The sequence below is a fragment of the Emticicia sp. 21SJ11W-3 genome (genome assembly GCF_024138715.1).
Taxonomy (GTDB): Bacteria; Bacteroidota; Bacteroidia; order Cytophagales; family Spirosomataceae; genus Emticicia; species Emticicia fluvialis.
Genome location: NZ_CP092074.1, coordinates 4,653,958 through 4,670,372 on the forward strand (window position 1 = coordinate 4,653,958; position 16,415 = coordinate 4,670,372).

Annotated in this window: 12 protein-coding genes and 1 pseudogene; 4 read left to right on the forward strand and 9 right to left on the reverse strand. The window is 40.8% G+C overall.

The genetic code is table 11. The features are described 5' to 3' along the window. Positions 1-40: 40 nt before the first annotated feature. The 5 genes from MB380_RS19690 to MB380_RS19710 all read right to left on the reverse strand — a co-directional run bounded on the left by MB380_RS19690 (position 41) and on the right by MB380_RS19710 (position 5,407). A complete protein-coding gene (locus MB380_RS19690; RefSeq protein ID WP_253530551.1) occupies positions 41-1,009 on the reverse strand; it encodes a 2-hydroxyacid dehydrogenase in 969 nt (322 codons plus the stop codon). Then, positions 1,009-1,497 carry a VOC family protein gene (locus tag MB380_RS19695; RefSeq protein WP_253530554.1) on the reverse strand — a complete coding sequence of 163 codons (489 nt, stop codon included), beginning with the start codon at positions 1,495-1,497 and terminating at the stop codon, positions 1,009-1,011. The genes MB380_RS19690 and MB380_RS19695 overlap by 1 nt, the downstream gene beginning before the upstream one ends. Positions 1,498-1,576: 79 nt before the next feature. After that, positions 1,577-2,743 (reverse strand): mandelate racemase/muconate lactonizing enzyme family protein, encoded by a 1,167-nt coding sequence (locus tag MB380_RS19700; RefSeq protein ID WP_253530557.1) that lies wholly within the window; start codon positions 2,741-2,743, stop codon positions 1,577-1,579. Between the two features lie 92 nt (positions 2,744-2,835). After that, positions 2,836-3,720 carry a sugar phosphate isomerase/epimerase gene (locus MB380_RS19705; protein ID WP_253530560.1) on the reverse strand — a complete coding sequence of 295 codons (885 nt, stop codon included), beginning with the start codon at positions 3,718-3,720 and terminating at the stop codon, positions 2,836-2,838. 274 nt (positions 3,721-3,994) lie between these two features. After that, positions 3,995-5,407 carry a hypothetical protein gene (locus MB380_RS19710; protein WP_253530563.1) on the reverse strand — a complete coding sequence of 471 codons (1,413 nt, stop codon included), beginning with the start codon at positions 5,405-5,407 and terminating at the stop codon, positions 3,995-3,997. Between the two features lie 105 nt (positions 5,408-5,512). Between MB380_RS19710 and MB380_RS19715 the strand changes: the two genes are divergently transcribed. Then, positions 5,513-8,119: a glycosyl hydrolase family 18 protein gene (locus MB380_RS19715; RefSeq protein ID WP_253530566.1), complete on the forward strand. Its 2,607-nt coding sequence runs from the start codon at positions 5,513-5,515 to the stop codon at positions 8,117-8,119. A gap of 10 nt (positions 8,120-8,129) precedes the next feature. On the opposite strand, the gene MB380_RS19720 is transcribed toward MB380_RS19715, so the two are convergent. Both MB380_RS19720 and MB380_RS19725 read right to left on the reverse strand, forming a co-directional pair. Then, a complete protein-coding gene (locus MB380_RS19720) occupies positions 8,130-11,081 on the reverse strand; it encodes a glycoside hydrolase family 3 N-terminal domain-containing protein (RefSeq protein ID WP_253530569.1) in 2,952 nt (983 codons plus the stop codon). 113 nt (positions 11,082-11,194) lie between these two features. Then, the gene (locus MB380_RS19725; RefSeq protein WP_253530572.1) at positions 11,195-12,253 is read right to left on the reverse strand and encodes a ferredoxin--NADP reductase; all 1,059 of its coding nucleotides are present in this window, start codon (positions 12,251-12,253) and stop codon (positions 11,195-11,197) included. 505 nt (positions 12,254-12,758) lie between these two features. On the opposite strand from MB380_RS19725, the gene rplM reads away from it, so the two are divergent. The 3 genes from rplM (at position 12,759) to rpsB (ending at position 14,608) form a co-directional block, all read left to right on the forward strand. Then, positions 12,759-13,202: a 50S ribosomal protein L13 gene (rplM, locus tag MB380_RS19730; protein ID WP_101724512.1), complete on the forward strand. Its 444-nt coding sequence runs from the start codon at positions 12,759-12,761 to the stop codon at positions 13,200-13,202. Between the two features lie 54 nt (positions 13,203-13,256). Continuing rightward, positions 13,257-13,643 carry a 30S ribosomal protein S9 gene (gene rpsI, locus MB380_RS19735; protein WP_101724513.1) on the forward strand — a complete coding sequence of 129 codons (387 nt, stop codon included), beginning with the start codon at positions 13,257-13,259 and terminating at the stop codon, positions 13,641-13,643. A 155-nt stretch (positions 13,644-13,798) separates the two neighbouring features. Next, complete coding sequence (gene rpsB, locus MB380_RS19740; RefSeq protein WP_253530582.1) at positions 13,799-14,608, forward strand: 30S ribosomal protein S2; 810 nt, start codon at positions 13,799-13,801, stop codon at positions 14,606-14,608. A 61-nt stretch (positions 14,609-14,669) separates the two neighbouring features. On the opposite strand, the pseudogene MB380_RS19745 reads toward rpsB, so the two are convergent. Next, positions 14,670-14,867: pseudogene (locus MB380_RS19745) on the reverse strand (ATP-binding protein); the annotation flags it as partial. A 17-nt stretch (positions 14,868-14,884) separates the two neighbouring features. Further along, positions 14,885-16,375 carry an IS1634 family transposase gene (locus tag MB380_RS19750; protein ID WP_253530585.1) on the reverse strand — a complete coding sequence of 497 codons (1,491 nt, stop codon included), beginning with the start codon at positions 16,373-16,375 and terminating at the stop codon, positions 14,885-14,887. Between the last annotated feature and the right edge of the window lie 40 nt (positions 16,376-16,415).

The following is a 16,415-nucleotide window of genomic DNA, read 5'->3' on the forward strand; positions in this document are numbered from 1 at the left end:
GGCCTAATGGTTTACCTTATGATACTGAAATACAATTCAGCTATAAATTCAGGTCTTTTCTGTTAAAAATACTTTCCGGCTGTGGGGCATGACCTGCCAGAATGGCCAGCACATTTTTAACGGTTGACACACACATATTTCTGTAAGTAGTTGCTGTCAGGCTACCTACGTGCGCCGTAATAATGGTTTTCGGATGGCTTAACAGGGGTTCATCTGCCGCCGGGGGTTCTGTTACCAAAACATCGGCGCCAAAACCAGCTATTGCACCACTATTGAGCGCGTTGATCAGGGCGGTCTGGTCTACCAAAGCCCCACGCGCAGTATTAACCAGCATAGCCGTAGGTTTCATTAAAGACAGTTCCTTTTCGCCAATCAGGTTTTTGGTATCTTCAAACAAAGGCAAATGTAAGGTAACTATATCTGAGACGCTCAATACTTCTTCAAGCGGCAATGCCTGATAGGCTGACTGCACCGGAAATTTATCCCAGTAAACCACATTCATTTGAAAGGCATCGCCTAATTTAGCTACACGCTTCCCAATATTACCCATACCCAGAACACCCAGCGTTTTGCCTTGCAGTTCGTCTCCATCAAACTGGTTGCGCCATTCCCAGTTGCCGGCTTTTACCTGCCTTGCCGATTCGTACAAATTACGTTGAAGCATCAACATCAGCGTAATAGCATGTTCTGCAATGGTACTAGAGTTTGACCCCGGCGCATTAACCACCTTTATGGCACGGGCTGAAGCCTCTTTTACGTCTACGTTATCCAGGCCAACTCCGCAGCGGGCAATTACCTGCAGCGCCGGGCAGGCCTCCATCAGTTGTTTATTGCCCTGCCCTTTCCCACGGGTAATGACGGCGTGGATAGAATTTTCAGCAAGAATTTCCGTCTGAGTTTTTTCTCCCCATACGGTAAAAATCTCAATCTCTCCTGCACTGGCGGCACTATTCAGCAAATCCATTGCCTCGTCGGCAACGGTTTCTAAAAGCAATACGTTTTTTTTCATTATCTGTCGTGATACAAAGTAGCATTTGCCGATTTATATCCTCTGAAATCGTTACGGCCTGAAACATAAATACCTTCATGAAAAAGCTCGTCTTCAAAAATACGAGGGTCTACGTCGCTACCCGGCGCTGAAGAAATCTCAACCAGATTCCCTGAGGGGTCTCTTACAAACATCTGCATGGCGCCATCAGGCAGCTTACGCACCTTGCCCCAAGGCGTAATATCTATTATGCCCAGCTCTTTCATACGGAAAAAGATGGTATTAAAATCATCTACCTGCACGCATATATGCGCTCTGAAAGAAATGGCATCTTCCCACTCAGAAATATGTAATTGCTGCTCTTCGTTAAATTTGAAAAAAGCAGCGGGGTAATCAAACAAAAATGCCGGAAGTGGTTCAAGTCCCAGTTCATTTTCATAAAATTCACAAGCCTTTTCAAGGTTGTCTACTATAACGGTTACGTGGTTTATTTTAACTGCTCTTGCCATAGCTTTATATTGTTTATTTACGTTAGCCCCAACCTGCCCATTGGCATAAAGCTGAGCTAATTGGTTATCAGATTAAAAACTAAATTGTCTGTTTAAACTCGTTCACGAAGTCCCAGTTCGGAGTCAATCCCAGCCCCGGAGCTGTCGGAACTTCAATCATGCCGTCTACGGCCTGTATTTTCTCATTTACGAGGTCATACATCATCGGGTTTCCGCCTGAAGAGAACTCTATAATAGTAGCCGCAGGCGCAGCAAATGCCACATTTACCCCGGCCATAAACGAGAACGCCGAACCCCAGCAATGCGGAGCCAGTTCTAGCTGATAAGTATGGGCCAGGTGTGCCACACGCATGGCTTCGGTAATACCGCCAATAATGGCAGAGTCAGGCTGAACAACATCCAGCGCGCGCACTTCTATTAAATCTCTTACGTCAAAAGCGGTATATTCGCTCTCACCGGCTGCAATCGGAATAGAAGTTGAGGCTTTTACCTCTGCAGTGCCATGCCTGTTATCGGGGCTGATGGGTTCTTCAAACCAATAAAGATTACAATCTTCTACACCTCTGCAAAACTGCTTGGCTTCTGGCACACTGAACGTGCCATGGGCGTCGGTCATCAGTTTAATGTTTTCCCCTAATGCTTCTCTGGCAGCTCTCACGCGGCGGATACTCTCCTGAACGGTTTCGTCCATTACCCCTACGCGCATTTTTACTCCCTGAAAACCCTTCGAAACATAACCCAGCAATTGCTCACCTATTTTATCCGTACCAGCCCAGCCGCCACTGGCATAAGCAGGCATTTTTTCGCGGCAGGCGCCACCCAATAACTGCACTACGGGTACTCCCAGTGCCTTACCTTTCAAATCCCATAAAGCGGTGTCTACGCCGCTCATGGCAGATATGGTTAAACCTCTACGGCCTAATATCGGAAATTTCCGCCCTCTTTTCAAGGCGTAGTGGTCGCGGGTGCCGTTATAGATATGTTCCCAGATACGGGTTATATGGTGTGCATCCTTACCTATCAGTAAAGGTTTAATTTCATTCTCGATACAACTGACGATTGACGCACAAACACCTGATGAGCCTACTGCTGCTTTGGCTTCGCCGAAACCTTGTAAGCCGGTATCGGTAGTTACTACTACCAGTGTCATATCAAAATCTGTAAGCAGGCCGTAGTCTGAAAAGTGTTGTTTCTCTTTAGGTATAGGGCAACGAAGCCAGAACGCTTCTACATTAGTTATTTTCATTCAAATTAAGATTAACAGGTTGGTGGTGGCGGGCAGCACACGCAATTAAGGATATAAGTTTCAGCAGGCGAACAAAATGTTCGCCCCACAAATCAGATAAGCGGTCGTAATGTATCAATTGACCGACGGGTAAGCATGGTATAGAAATCTTCTGTTACCGACGAGCTCCCGTGGTCTTCCAGAAACTTCTTTTGTTCGGGGCTTAACCCCTCCGGATTCAGCTCAATTGAGTTCGGGTAAGGGTTGGCAGGGGTTCTGTCTAATGGCGAGCAGAATTCAACCGACAATACCTTGTCATAGTCTATTTCGCGCAGGGTTTCAATAATTTTCGGCCAGTTGATGGTACCCATCCCCGGAGCCATACGGTTGCTGTCTGCCACATGGAAACCTACCAGACGGCCTTTAGCTCTGCGGATGGCATCGTAGGTGTTGTCTTCTTCTATGTTCATGTGAAAAGTATCCAGACAAACGCCGCAATTAGGGCCAACTTCTTTAGCCAGTGCCAGAGCCTGGTCGCCACGGTTAATGAAGTACGTCTCAAAACGGTTAATCGGTTCTATACCCAGGGTAATACCAACACTTTCAGAGTACTCATAAACCGCTTTCATGCTATCAACAGCCCATTTCCATTCTTCGTCGGGTCGGCCGTCTGGTATAATTTTACCCACTGTTCCGGGTACTACAGAAACCATTTCGCCTTCCAGTTCTTTCACCATCCGCACTACATCTTTTACATATTGAATTGATTTTTCTCTTTGAGATTTGTCTTTGGCAAGCAGGTTTCTGTCTTCCAGCATCAGGGTTACCGAGCCCCAGCATTTCAATCCGTGGTCTTTAAGAAGCTTACCTATCTTACGGGTGTCGTAGGCTTCGGGGCTTCCGGCAATCTCCAGTTTGTCATATCCTAATGCGGCAATTCGTTTAATAGTAGTCTCTATGGATTCTGCGCGCATCCAGTTGTGAATAGAAATTTCCATTTTGAAGGTTATAAGTGTTGAATATATTCAGGAGCATCGGGGTAAATGCTTCAGGGCAAAAATAATAGTATTTGTTTAAGTTTTTTGATTTTTCAAAGATAATATTTACTCTTTCAAAGGCCTGTAAAACAAATACAATATTCCGGTAATAATACTGATGTAAATCGTTTTAGTACCTATTTTAATTGATTTATTTCTCAATTGAGTAATCAGAGATAGAGGGGGATGAATTTTAAACTTTTTACACCGTCAAATGTTGAAAGTTTTTTTTAATCTAGATAAAATCTTCATAATAAAGTACTTTTTTATCCAGCGAACTTACTTTGACCCAATCAATTGAGCCTGTTCCTTTAAAAAAAATCTGTATGAATTTTAACTTTCCAATTCGCCCCTTATAAGGTATTGAATACCTTAGTATATCATTTACAAATATTTTTAAAACCTGATTCTGAGTTATCGTTTTTACAACTATCCAATTAGACAAATCCATACAGGAGTTTGTAAGATTTATATTTGAATCTGCATGAGATAGCTTTGTGTCTCCAGCTTGAATATTAGCAAATTGTTCACAGTTTTTGTTTAGTAAATTAAACGAAAGAATACCAAGCTTTTGCTGCCACTCACCATTCAAATCAATTCCAATATCAAAACAACTGATTCCACCTTCACGATGTGGATTTTTTACACGGGTTTCGAAAATCATGTTGTCTGCAGCAAAATCAAAATCGTTAAGATTTTGATAGGCTATATAGTATTCACCGTCTTTAATGATTGAGGCTGGTACTTTATCCTTCGGAAAATGCACTATTCCGTTACTTTTCCAAGGAACTTCATACAATTTATCTAGCATCACCAACCATCCTTCTGACCTGAGTACAACTAAAAATTGCTTATACTCTTTATCAATAATGATTTTTATATCTCTTCCCTGCGGATGCGTAAAAGTATAGCTGATTGTACCCTTTGGTTTTTTTAATGGAATAACAATGGGATTTTTAGTAGTACCTAAATCAATAAAAGCTTCTGAGTAGTTTAGCTCCGAGATATCATATTCGAATTCAACTCTACACGGGGCAACTTTATTATTAGTAAAACTTTTTACTTGCAATTTTATTCTAGGATCATTAGTTGCCAAATGGAGAGTATCAGTATTAAATGACTTTCTATAAAAGAGAAGCGTCAACAATATGATGAAAATAAATGCACCAACAGACCAATAGAAATATTTCAAATAACTCTTTTCCTGAAAACTATCTTCAATTTTGATTGCTGATTTTGCAGTTTCTTTTGATTGGTCGACAGAACTCCAATCGATACTTAAATATTTCTGTAAAAAAAAACTTCTGCGTCTTATAAAAGATTTCAGATGTTCTTCATCACTTTCCTCTAGCTTTCCCTCCTTGATAAGAATATAGAGGATAAGGATATAAATTGAACGATTCCTTTTCCCAATTCCTTTACCTACTAAATCAGAAAATGTCTCGCCGATATTTTTGGGCAATTCATATTTCTTATAATCTTTCGATTCAAAGAGTATTATCAAATCTTCACTAAGTATATCCCAATCACTTACTTTTAAATCAGTTATAGATTTAAAGTTATTTACTGATGAAGACAAGCTCCAGGCTCTCTGTAAAATCAATTTAACTTGTTGTTCATTTAAAATTTCATCATTTTCTACTGTCATGCGAAACTCTTGTTAAAATCCTTGTTAAATCTTTCATTAAAGTAATTTTTTGATAAAGTTTTGTGCAATTAATCTATAATTAATTCCTATAAATAAAATACAATTATGGAAAATATCATATCCAAACTAAAAAAAAATTTCTTCGGAAAGGGATGGCTCATCTTTATATGCTTATCTTTTTTCTCTCTTACTGTTAATCATGTTACTGGCCAAACCACAACTTACACTGCCAGTCCATCATCATGGACCATCACTCCCTCCAAGAACGCAACTTGCCAAGGCACTTTGCTAGGTAAAAATATACGCGACCGTGTAACCATTTTAGGGAATAAGGCCACATTTGAAGTAAGTAAGGTAAATGGAAACTTTACATCAAACGGAACAGTTTTTATTAAAGATTCTTATTGCGGTAATATTATTAAGAGTCAGAGTTTTTTGAAAGGTGAGACTAGTATTTTCATTTCAATTCCACTAAGCCATTCGTCAGAAAGTAAAAATTATGTTATAACCTTAAACAGCAGCACTACAGATAAGTTTTATACTGAACCTATAGCCATAACTGCCAAAACCACGCTCCCTGTTTCTTTATCGGCTTTTCCAACAAACCTGAGTTTCCCTGCAAGCGGCAGTACACAAAGCATTACTATTAGTACCAATGCTGATTACAAAATTTCAGGAACAGTCCCTGGCTTTACAATTACGGCTACCGCTTCTAACAAAATCAGTGTTACTGCTGCGTCTAATGAAAGCACACAAATCCGGGGTGGCTCATTCATTATAATAGCAGGAACAGGCACCAATTCCAAAACTCAAAGTATCGCTTTGACACAGGACGGCAAAACACCTCCTCAGGTCACTTTGACTGCTACTCCAACAAGCCTGAGTTTCCCTGCAAGCGGCAGTACACAAAACATTACAATTAGTACGAATGCTGACTACAAAATTTCAGGAACAGTCCCTGGCTTTACAATTACGGCTACCGCTTCTAACAAAATCAGTGTTACTGCTGCGTCTAATGTAAGCACACAAACCCGGGGTGGCTCATTCAATATAATTGCAGGAACAGGCACCAATTCTAAAACTCAAAGTATCGCTTTGACTCAGGACGGTAAAACACCTCCTCAGGTCACTTTGACTGCTACTCCAACAAACCTAAGTTTCCCTGCAAGCGGCAGTACACAAAACATTACAATTAGTACCAATGCTGACTACAAAATTTCAGGAACAGTACCTGGCTTTACAATTACAGCTACCGCTTCTAACAAAATCAGTGTTATTGCTGCGTCTAATGAAAGTACACAAACCCGGGGTGGCTCATTCAATATAATTGCCGGAACAGGTACCAATTCTAAAACTCAAAGTATCGCTTTGACGCAAGCAGGCAAAACTCCTCAAGACTTTAAGATAATTGGGTATCTACCTACTTATCAATGGGGTATTACTAAGAAATCGAATTATTTAGAAATGCTCACCCATGTAAATTTATCATTCATTAACCCTAAAATAGCATGGAATAGTAAAAGCAAACAATATGAGGTACAATATGATAGTAGAGGGAATGTAGCCTTAACATTTGATAACACCAGTACAATAACTGATGAAAATGCTGTTATTCGTGATTTAAAGATTGTTAGAAGCCTGATTAGTAAACAGAATTTAAAAATTTACCTTTCTTTTGGCGGTGCGGTAGCTTCTCAGCCAAATGGACTACTAAAGACCTATAGGCACTTATTAACTACACCTAATTTGCGTCAGGCATTTATTAATGGTCTTCTAAATTATGTGGAGGAAAACGGGATTGATGGAATAGATGTAGATTTAGAATACCTTGCCATGATTCTACCAAATTACAATGTTTTTGTTCAGGAACTTTCTAAAGCCTGTAAAGCTAAAAATAAGGGCATTACCGCCGCTTATGAAACAAAATGGGTTAAGTGTATCGACGAAAACAATAGTTGTAAAAATGACACAGTAAATAAGATAAAAGATGTAACTAAGCTATCAGCCAGTACCCTTAATAGTCTTGATTGGATAAATGTTATGTCATATGATGAAGAGGAAGACCAGCACGCGTCTGAAATTGCATATTTAAGCCATTTTACCTTTTGGAACAGCACAAAAAATATTGTCCCCTCAAAAATTGTAATGGGATTACCTTTTTATGGGAGAGTTCCTTTAAAAAGCAGAGGAAATAGTAATCCGGAGATACCTTTCTTTGATATTTACAAAACACTAGCCTCTAATAAAACCAAGAATTACGCGACAAATATTTACGACTCATATTTGAATAAAATACACCCTAAAGTTTACTACAACGGAACAAATTTGATTTCTACAAAGACCAAATCTGCTAGAACTAACAAATGTAGTGGGGTTATGATATGGTCTATTGGGAGTGATATGAATAGTGACATAAACAACTCTCTTTTAAAGGCGATTTATGACAGTATTGTCGACAATAAAACTTCATTTGCAAAAGAAGAACCGATAGAGTTACCCAGTAGATTTGTTGCGTATCCAAATCCGGTAAATTCAACTGATTGGATAGAGTTTAATAAGCCTGTTTCTTTTGAGATTTATGCCGAAACAACAAATTCTTTAGTTATCAGTTCTCAAGAAATTGTAAATGGTTTTAATATATCCAAATTGTCCTCAGGCAGTTATATTATTAAAACTCATGAAGGCCAAACATTCAGAATTGTTAAACAATGATGATAGATGCCTATTGCAGCACGAGCGATTCATTGATTATCTCATGAATACGCTTTCTGATTCTTAAGGTATTGATTTTGTTGTTGGTAGAAACAGGGTAAACCCTGTTTGAGAGGAAAATGAAGATAAGTTCGCGGTCTGGGTCTACCCAAACAACGGTGCCGGTAAAACCGGAATGCCCGTAACTGTTAGGCGAAGCCGAACTGCCTACAATGGGGCTGTCTGAATCGCCGGGTTTATCCCAGCCTAATCCCCTGTGGCTTTTTTGTGTATAGTTGCGGGCAAAATGGCGTGTGGTTTCAGGAAAAAGATATTGGCGGCCGCCATAATACCCGTTTTGCAGATTCATCTGAAATAGTTTTACCAGGTCTGATGCATTGCTGAATAACCCTGCATGGCCTGATACTCCGCCTAGAAGTGCGGCATTAGGGTCATGCACCGTTCCCTGAATCTGTGAAGCCCTATAACCTGCTTCGTTTTCAGTAGGCGCAATGGTAGTCTTCGGGAATTTAAGCAGTGGATTAAACATGGTAGAGGTCATGCCCAGTGGTTCGTATAAATTTTGTTCCAGAAACTCTTCCAAAGGTTGGTTAGTTATCCGTTCAACCAGCTTTTGCATCATAATCAGGCCCAGGTCGCTGTAAGTATAGCGGTAACCGCCCTGCCGGTCTTGTGTGTTTATGAGTTTAGAGTCAATGACCCATTTCCATACCGAGTCTCTAATTGCCGGCTTTATGTACAGATTACCGGCCACCTGTAAATTGGCAGGCATTAGCAGACTGTCTTTGCTGAAACTGTAATATTCAGGATTGTAGGTGCTACCGGTTTTGGTTTTTTCCCAGAAGGGCATAAATGCAACCAGCCCGGCCTGATGCAACAGAATATCTGAAATCAGCATTTTTTCTTTATTGCTGCCTTTCAGCTCTGGCAGATAAGTGCTTAACTTTTCATTCAAATCAATGGCGCCACGCTCGTTGAGCATCATAACACCCTGTAATGTAGCCGAGACTTTGGTCATAGAGGCGATGTCGTACAGGGTTTGGTTGGTTACCGGTTCATATAAACCGTATCTTAAAGTTCCGAAGCTCCGGTTATATACTATTCGGCCTTTTCTGGCTACCAGAACCTGGCAGCCCGGAAAAGCCCTGTTGTCTATCCCCTGCTTTACTACCTGTGCTATTTCGTCCAGCTTCTGCCCGTTCATGCCCACACTTTCAGCATCGCCAAAAGAAACACGACCAAGCCTTTGGGTCTGAATGCCGGCACCAACTTTCAGGTCGTTATCAATTGAAACCGGAAGCCTTCCTCTGGCCGGTAAAGCGCCGAACAATATCTGAGGCACCACCCGATGAGAGGCAGGATCGTCTTCGTAACCACATATCAGATTCCGGGTGTGGCTGTATAATCTTAAACCGTAAGGGTTACCAAAAGCACATACTACCACGTGGGTTCTTTTGCCAAGCTGATGGATAAAATCCAGCGTGGCCGGAGTTACGCCATAGTTTCTGTCGCCACGGCTATTCATACCGTGCACGCTAACCACCACAACTTTATATTTTGAGGCCTCGTCTAATACCCAGGCAATGTCTTTTTCAGAACCGGGCTTGAATGGCACTACAAAATTTTTAAAATTGGCGTACTGACTGAGCGTTTTCTGAAATTCATTGTCGTAGTCAGCACTGATGGCAACAGAAGCAAAAGAGAGGGTGTCAAGATGATTGAAAGGAATAAGATTATCCTGGTTTCGGGCAACGGTTACTGCCTGTTCAAAAAGAGCGGTTTTCAATTCCAGCGATTTTCTTCCGTTCAGGTCGGCACCCAACCCAGCCATATCAACAGGCTTATAATTGCCAAGCCCGGCCCAGTATTTAGCCATCAGAATTTTTTTTACCCGGGCATCCAGCACATCTGTTGGTATCTGGCCGGTTTCAACAGCTTTCTTTATGCGGTTAAACGCGGCAGGTAAGTTGCCGGTTTGCAGTAAAATATCATTACCGGCCATAAATGCCAGAAACTCAGGCTCGCCGGGTTGCAAGCCTTGCGTAATGCCTCTCATATTGAGGGCGTCAGTTACTGTAAGCCCTCTGAAACCCATCTGGTTTTTAATGATTTCGGTAACTATCCGTTCAGATATAGACGTAGGCGTATTCCCTCTTGCTTCCAGAGCAGGCACCAACAAATGGCCTGTCATGACGGTACCGATACTATCGGCAATCAGGCGTCTGAAAGGATAAAGCTCAACCTCATTGAGCCTTTTCATTGAGTGCGTTACTACAGGCAGTGTGTGGTGCGAATCCTGGTCGGTATCGCCATGACCGGGAAAATGCTTGGCACTGCCCATTACATGATAGCGTTTCATGCCCCGTACATAAGCCAGCCCTTTTTCTGCTACATTTATCTGCGACTCCCCGAATGAACGATAATTGATTACAGGGTTGTCTGGATTGGTGTTAACATCAATAGAGGGTGCGAAATTGATATGAATACCCAGTCTTTGGCATTGCCGGCCTACTTCCTGTCCGAATCGCTCAATATAGGCGTTGTCCTGAATGGCCCCCAGGGTAATCTGTTTCGGAAAATCAATAACGCTGTCCAAACGCATTCCCAGGCCCCATTCGGCATCTATGCCAATCATAAGCGGAACGCGTGAAAGTTGCTGATAACGATTGGTTAATCTGGCCTGGCGGTGAGGCCCGCCCTGAAAAAAGATAAGCCCGCCAATATGGTAGTTAGCAATGTTGTTTTCAACCTGCTGATAGTATTTTTCGGTGCGGTTAGAGTAGGTGGCCATCATAAACAATTGCCCTACTTTTTCGTCCAGCGTCATTGAGGCCAGCAGGCTGTCGGCCCACTTTCCTTGCGTTTGCAGATAGTCTTTAGATTTGTCAGGGGACCGCGTAAAAGAACTGATTACAGTAAACAAAGTCAGAACAAAAGCCCCCGCAATTATTATCTTCCTCACTAAAAAATCCTCCCATTTAAATTATTAACACCAGCCAGAAGCTTTTTTCTTCAAGTAAAGTTAAGCCTTCATTTTAATTGGCTCAATTCGTATAGACCTATTTTAATTTATTTTTAATCAATTTCAACCACTACTCCCGGGGTAAGTGGGTGTGCCACACAGGTAAGAATGTAGCCCTGCTGAATCTCTTTTTCGGTAAGGCCTTCTTCTTCGTCCATTTTTACTTTACCAGAAACGCATTTACCCATACAGGCTGTACACATACCAGCCTGGCAAGAGTAAGGCAGGTCAATATCAATGTCAAGAGCCGCTTCCAGAATACTCTGGTGTGGCTTTACTTCAAATTCGTGTTCTTCTCCTTCATAGATAACTTTTATCAGCTGGGGTTTAAGGGAGTCGTCGTTCTCTTCTACAAACACTTCATCCAGCATGGGTGCATGAAAATTCTCGCGGTGAATCCTACTCTTGCTTACATCATATATATTAAGGCCTTTGATGATGTCTTCCATCATACCGGCAGGGCCACAGAGAAAAAATTCGTCTTTGGCAAAATCGGTGAACGAGTCTTTCATGAAACGGATACCGATGCCCTGGCTGATGCGCCCTACCTGCCCCACCCAGTAATCTGAGGGGCGAGACAAAATATGATGCACCTTTAGGCGCTCTCGATAGGTACGCTCCATTTCTTCAATTTTGTCCTTAAAAATAATGCTGCCTTCGCTGCGATTACCATAAACAAGGGTTATTCTTGACCCTGTTTCTACTTTAAGAACAGATTTTGCAATGGCCATCAGCGGCGTAATACCACTGCCTGCCGCAAAAAGAACCAAATGGCGGCTATGTTGGGCGTCAGGTTCTACAAAAAAGTTACCCATTGGTTCTACAATCTCAATAAAGTCTCCTACTTTAACTTTATCGTTCAGGTAGTTGGAAACCAACCCGCCTTTTACTCTTTTTACTGTTATACCAATAGCGGTATCAGTATGAGGCGAGGTAGACATGGAATAGCTGCGACGTACTTTTTTACCGTCTAATGGCACTTTTACTGTAATAAACTGCCCTGCTTTATATTTAATCTGCTCGCTTAATGGATGCCAGAAATAAATAGTAACGCTGTCTGGGGTTTCAGTAACAACTTCTTTTACCTGCAGAAAATATGTTTTTAATGTCATTTTTAATTTGCCGGGTAAGGTTCTGTTACCCTTCAGATACTTTTTAAATATTTTAACTATTCACGCTATCGCTCAGGTACTTTTTAAGGTATTTACTTTTCTTTTTTGGCTCTTTTATACAAAACCACTAAAGTATGTAAACTGCAATGGTATATTTTATGCCTTCATCAAAAAGTTTATGGCTGCCGGCATGGTGCAAAATTAGGCTGTAAAGACCAAACGAACTAATTTTCAATGATTTAGCATAAAAAAAAGAGAAACAATTGCTTTTATTTCAGGAAATCTCTAATTTTGCAGCCCCAAAATACTCCCTTGAGACGTAGCCCGTTAGTTCAAGGGGACATCCAATTTTGAGAAGTGACTGATTCCGGAGTTGCTATGTGTTGTTTCAACACCTTAAAAATTGTCGAAAAAAAGCCACAGTTATTAGTATAAGCTTTTGGGGGCAAATACTGAATTACGAATGGCAACAGCTTTTTTCAAACACATTTAACATTTAAAAATAGTGAAATATCTAAGTTACAAGACGATTTCGGCAAATAACGAAACCGCTAATAAAGAATGGGTGGTTGTAGATGCAACCGACAAAGTATTGGGTCGTTTGTGCAGCCAGATTGCTAACATCATTCGTGGTAAGCATAAAACCAACTATACTCCGCATGTAGATTGCGGTGATAACGTAATTGTTATCAATGCCGAGAAAATCCGCCTGACAGGAAAGAAAATGACCGACAAAGTTTACGTTCGTCACACGGGTCATCCGGGTGGTCAACGTTTTGCTACTCCTCGTGAGTTAATGGCAAAAGACGGTCGTCGTGTAGTTGAGTATGCTGTAAAAGGTATGCTTCCAAAAGGTCGTTTGGGACGTCGTCTATATACAAATCTGTATGTTTACGAAGGACCAAATCACCCACATGCAGCGCAAACGCCAAAAACAATTGAGCTGTAATATCAACGGGTAATAATTTATAATTTTAGAAAATTTTCAAAATCCTATATAATAATGCAAGTTATCAACGCAGTAGGTAGAAGAAAAACAGCCGTTGCCCGTATCTACATGAAACAGGGTAATGGAGCAGTTACTGTGAATGGTCGTGAATTAAAGGAGTACTTCCCTTCTGAAATTCTTCAAATTGTATTGAACCAACCATTTACTGCCGTAAATGCAACTGGTCAGTACGATCTTAAAGTAAATGTACAAGGTGGTGGTATTGCTGGTCAGGCAGAAGCAGTGCGTATGGCAATTGCCCGCGCATTGTGTGAAGCTAACACAGAGAACCGCCCGGCATTGAAAAAAGAAGGCTTCTTAACTCGTGACTCTCGTATGGTTGAACGTAAAAAATACGGTCGCCGTAAAGCTCGTAAGAGATTCCAATTCTCAAAACGTTAATATTATTTACGAATTACATCCGGCTGTTGCGAAGTCTTTATTTCGCCTGCTGCGTGTAATTCGTAAATTCTTTTGTCCAGACAGCACTTACAGTGATGCCGACGTGCTGTGCTGCGTAATTTAATTTTTTTCAACATTTTATCATTTTACCAAAAATGGCACAATTACAGTACAAAGACCTTCTGGATGCAGGTGTACACTTTGGTCACCTTACCCGTAAATGGGATCCGAAAATGGCTCCGTATATCTTCATGGAGAAAAACGGAATCCATATCATTGACCTTAACAAAACTTTAGCTTGTTTAGAAGACGCACAACAAGTGGTAAAAGGTATTGTTCGTTCTGGTCGTAAAATCATGTTTGTTGCAACCAAAAAACAAGCACAGGAAATAGTGGCAGAAGAAGCAAAACGCTTGAAAATGCCTTACGTTACTGAGCGTTGGTTAGGTGGTATGCTAACAAACTTTGCTACTATCAAGAAATCTTTGAAAAAATTGCAAAACGTTGAGCGTATGTTGAAAGACGAAGCAACAGCGAGCAACCTTGCTAAACGTGAGCGCCTAATGCTAGACCGCGAGCGTATCAAATTGGAAAGATTATTGGGTGGTGTAGCTGATTTATCAAGACTTCCGGCTGCTTTGTTTGTTGTTGACGTAAAACGTGAACACCTGGCCGTAGCTGAAGCACACCGTTTGGGTATACCGGTAATTGCCATGTGCGATACTAACTCAAACCCTGAGTCGGTTGAGTATCCGATCCCAGCCAATGATGATGCCTACAAATCAGTAGCTTTGGTAACACTTGCTTTAGGTAAGGCTATTGAAGAAGGTATCATGGAGCGTAAAATGGATAAAGATAACGCCGCTCTGCAAGAAGAAGAAGAAGCTAAACGTGCAGTAGACGAAACACCAGCAGCAGTTGAGGAAACTCCAGCAGCAGTAGCCGGTGACGAAACTGAAGCATAATTAGCCAAGAAATACTAAGTTTAAAGGCCCGGAATTTTGATTTCGGGCCTTTTTTTTGCTTCTAAAAAATAATCTGAAACCGGGTGCCTTCGCCAACTTTTGAAAATACTTTCAGGTTACCGCCATGCATTTGCATTATCTGCCTCGACAAGCTCAGACCAATGCCCGAGCCTGTTTTCTTGGTGGTATAAAACGGGATAAATATCTTTTCAAGCGCTTCAGGCTCAATACCGCTGCCGTTATCGCCAATTTCAACTATTTCCTGACTTGTTCAAATTAGGTCAGCAAGTTAATTTTTCTTAGGATTTCCATGATTACTGGGTTTAGATTTGCCTTTATTTTTATTTCTTTTCCTGTAATCTTGTTTTTTAGCCTTGCCGTTGTTATCCTTTTACATTCATGGATACATTTGCGGATGGATTTGTTTGTTTGAAGTTCTATGTGCTTGGATATAACCAGTGCTGTAAAGCAAATTAACAGATGTAGCTTGATAGGTTCTTCTTTGTAGTGAAATATGGGTCTTGTCTGTAAATCGCTTTTAGCTATTCGGAAAGCCTGTTCTATTCTGAACAATTCGTGATAACGTTCTATGATGGTATCATTGCTGAGAAGGCTTTCTTCTATATTGGTATAATAGCCTTTGATTCCCAGAATCTTTTGTGTTTTATCAATTAGTTTCTGGTTGAGTGCTATAATTTCTTCTTTCGTGGTGGTGAACTTTAGCTTTTTGTTTTTGGAGGGGTTTTCGATGATGTATTTAGCATTTTCTATTTGCTTTTCCATTTCATACTTATCCTTACGATACCTGACTGTGGAGTAGCTGCAAACCAAATATCCTTTGTCTGTTTTGATGCGGATGCTTTTGCCATCTTCACGCAAAATACTTTTGTCTATTGCCTCTATCAACTCATGGGAAAGATTACCTAATCTGGCTCCTACAATGTAGCTGATGTCATTTTCTCTTAGCGCCTCAATGTTTTCGGTACTAATCATTGCCGCATCAGCCACTACTGTAAAGTTTTTTACCTTATTTTTAAGGATGAAACTTTTTACAACGGGAATGATGGTATGCCCCTCGAAAGTATTGCCAGCAAAGACTTCGTAAGCTATCGGAAATCCCTCTTTACTGACCATTAGTGCCACTAAAATTTGTGGTTGTTGGAATTTATTATCTTTAGAAAATCCATTCTTACGCAATTCATCTTCTTCAAAAGTCTCAAAGTACAAGGTAGTGACATCATAAAACAATAAGTCATAATTAAAGGCATAATGCTTCCTGGCAAATGCGAGAGCAATGCCCTCGGCTTTCGACTTTAGTTTAAGCCACTCAGGAGCAGTCTTATAATAATTTTGTCTGCGATGTTTGATACCAAAATATTCCTCCAGAAGCGCAATAGAACGAAGTTTAGAGGCCGGTTCCATTATCCGCATAATGACCAAATCCAGAAGCAGAGTATTGTTTAGCTTGTCAAAACCGATGGCAAGGATAATTTTGGATAGTACATCATAAAGAAAAGTATAATGAACCCCGATAAATTCGGTTTGTCTGATATAAAATACATTGCCTGCTTGCTGGTCTTCAAAGAGAAAAAGTTGTTTAGAGATTTTTTCAATAAAATCATTAGCAAGAACAAGTAGGTCAGATTTCTCCTGCTCGTTACGAGCAGTGCCGATGTGGCGAACAATGACTCGCTTCCTGTTTTCAATCTTATAAACCTGGATAGAAACCGAACTTTCTGAATATTTTATTTGCCTGATTTTATACATTTTGACCCATTAGGTCAGCAAATTACAAAATTAATAGAGT

What these genes read in the sequence shown, in the direction of transcription:
- MB380_RS19715 (WP_253530566.1), top strand. Translation starts at nt 5,513, where the DNA reads ATGGAAAATATCATATCCAAACTAAAAAAAAATTTCTTCGGAAAGGGA.
- MB380_RS19710 (WP_253530563.1), bottom strand. Translation starts at nt 5,407, where the DNA reads ATGACAGTAGAAAATGATGAAATTTTAAATGAACAACAAGTTAAATTG.
- MB380_RS19750 (WP_253530585.1), bottom strand. Translation starts at nt 16,375, where the DNA reads ATGTATAAAATCAGGCAAATAAAATATTCAGAAAGTTCGGTTTCTATC.
- MB380_RS19725 (WP_253530572.1), bottom strand. Translation starts at nt 12,253, where the DNA reads ATGACATTAAAAACATATTTTCTGCAGGTAAAAGAAGTTGTTACTGAA.
- rpsB (WP_253530582.1), top strand. Translation starts at nt 13,799, where the DNA reads ATGGCACAATTACAGTACAAAGACCTTCTGGATGCAGGTGTACACTTT.
- MB380_RS19700 (WP_253530557.1), bottom strand. Translation starts at nt 2,743, where the DNA reads ATGAAAATAACTAATGTAGAAGCGTTCTGGCTTCGTTGCCCTATACCT.
- rpsI (WP_101724513.1), top strand. Translation starts at nt 13,257, where the DNA reads ATGCAAGTTATCAACGCAGTAGGTAGAAGAAAAACAGCCGTTGCCCGT.
- MB380_RS19705 (WP_253530560.1), bottom strand. Translation starts at nt 3,720, where the DNA reads ATGGAAATTTCTATTCACAACTGGATGCGCGCAGAATCCATAGAGACT.
- MB380_RS19690 (WP_253530551.1), bottom strand. Translation starts at nt 1,009, where the DNA reads ATGAAAAAAAACGTATTGCTTTTAGAAACCGTTGCCGACGAGGCAATG.
- MB380_RS19695 (WP_253530554.1), bottom strand. Translation starts at nt 1,497, where the DNA reads ATGGCAAGAGCAGTTAAAATAAACCACGTAACCGTTATAGTAGACAAC.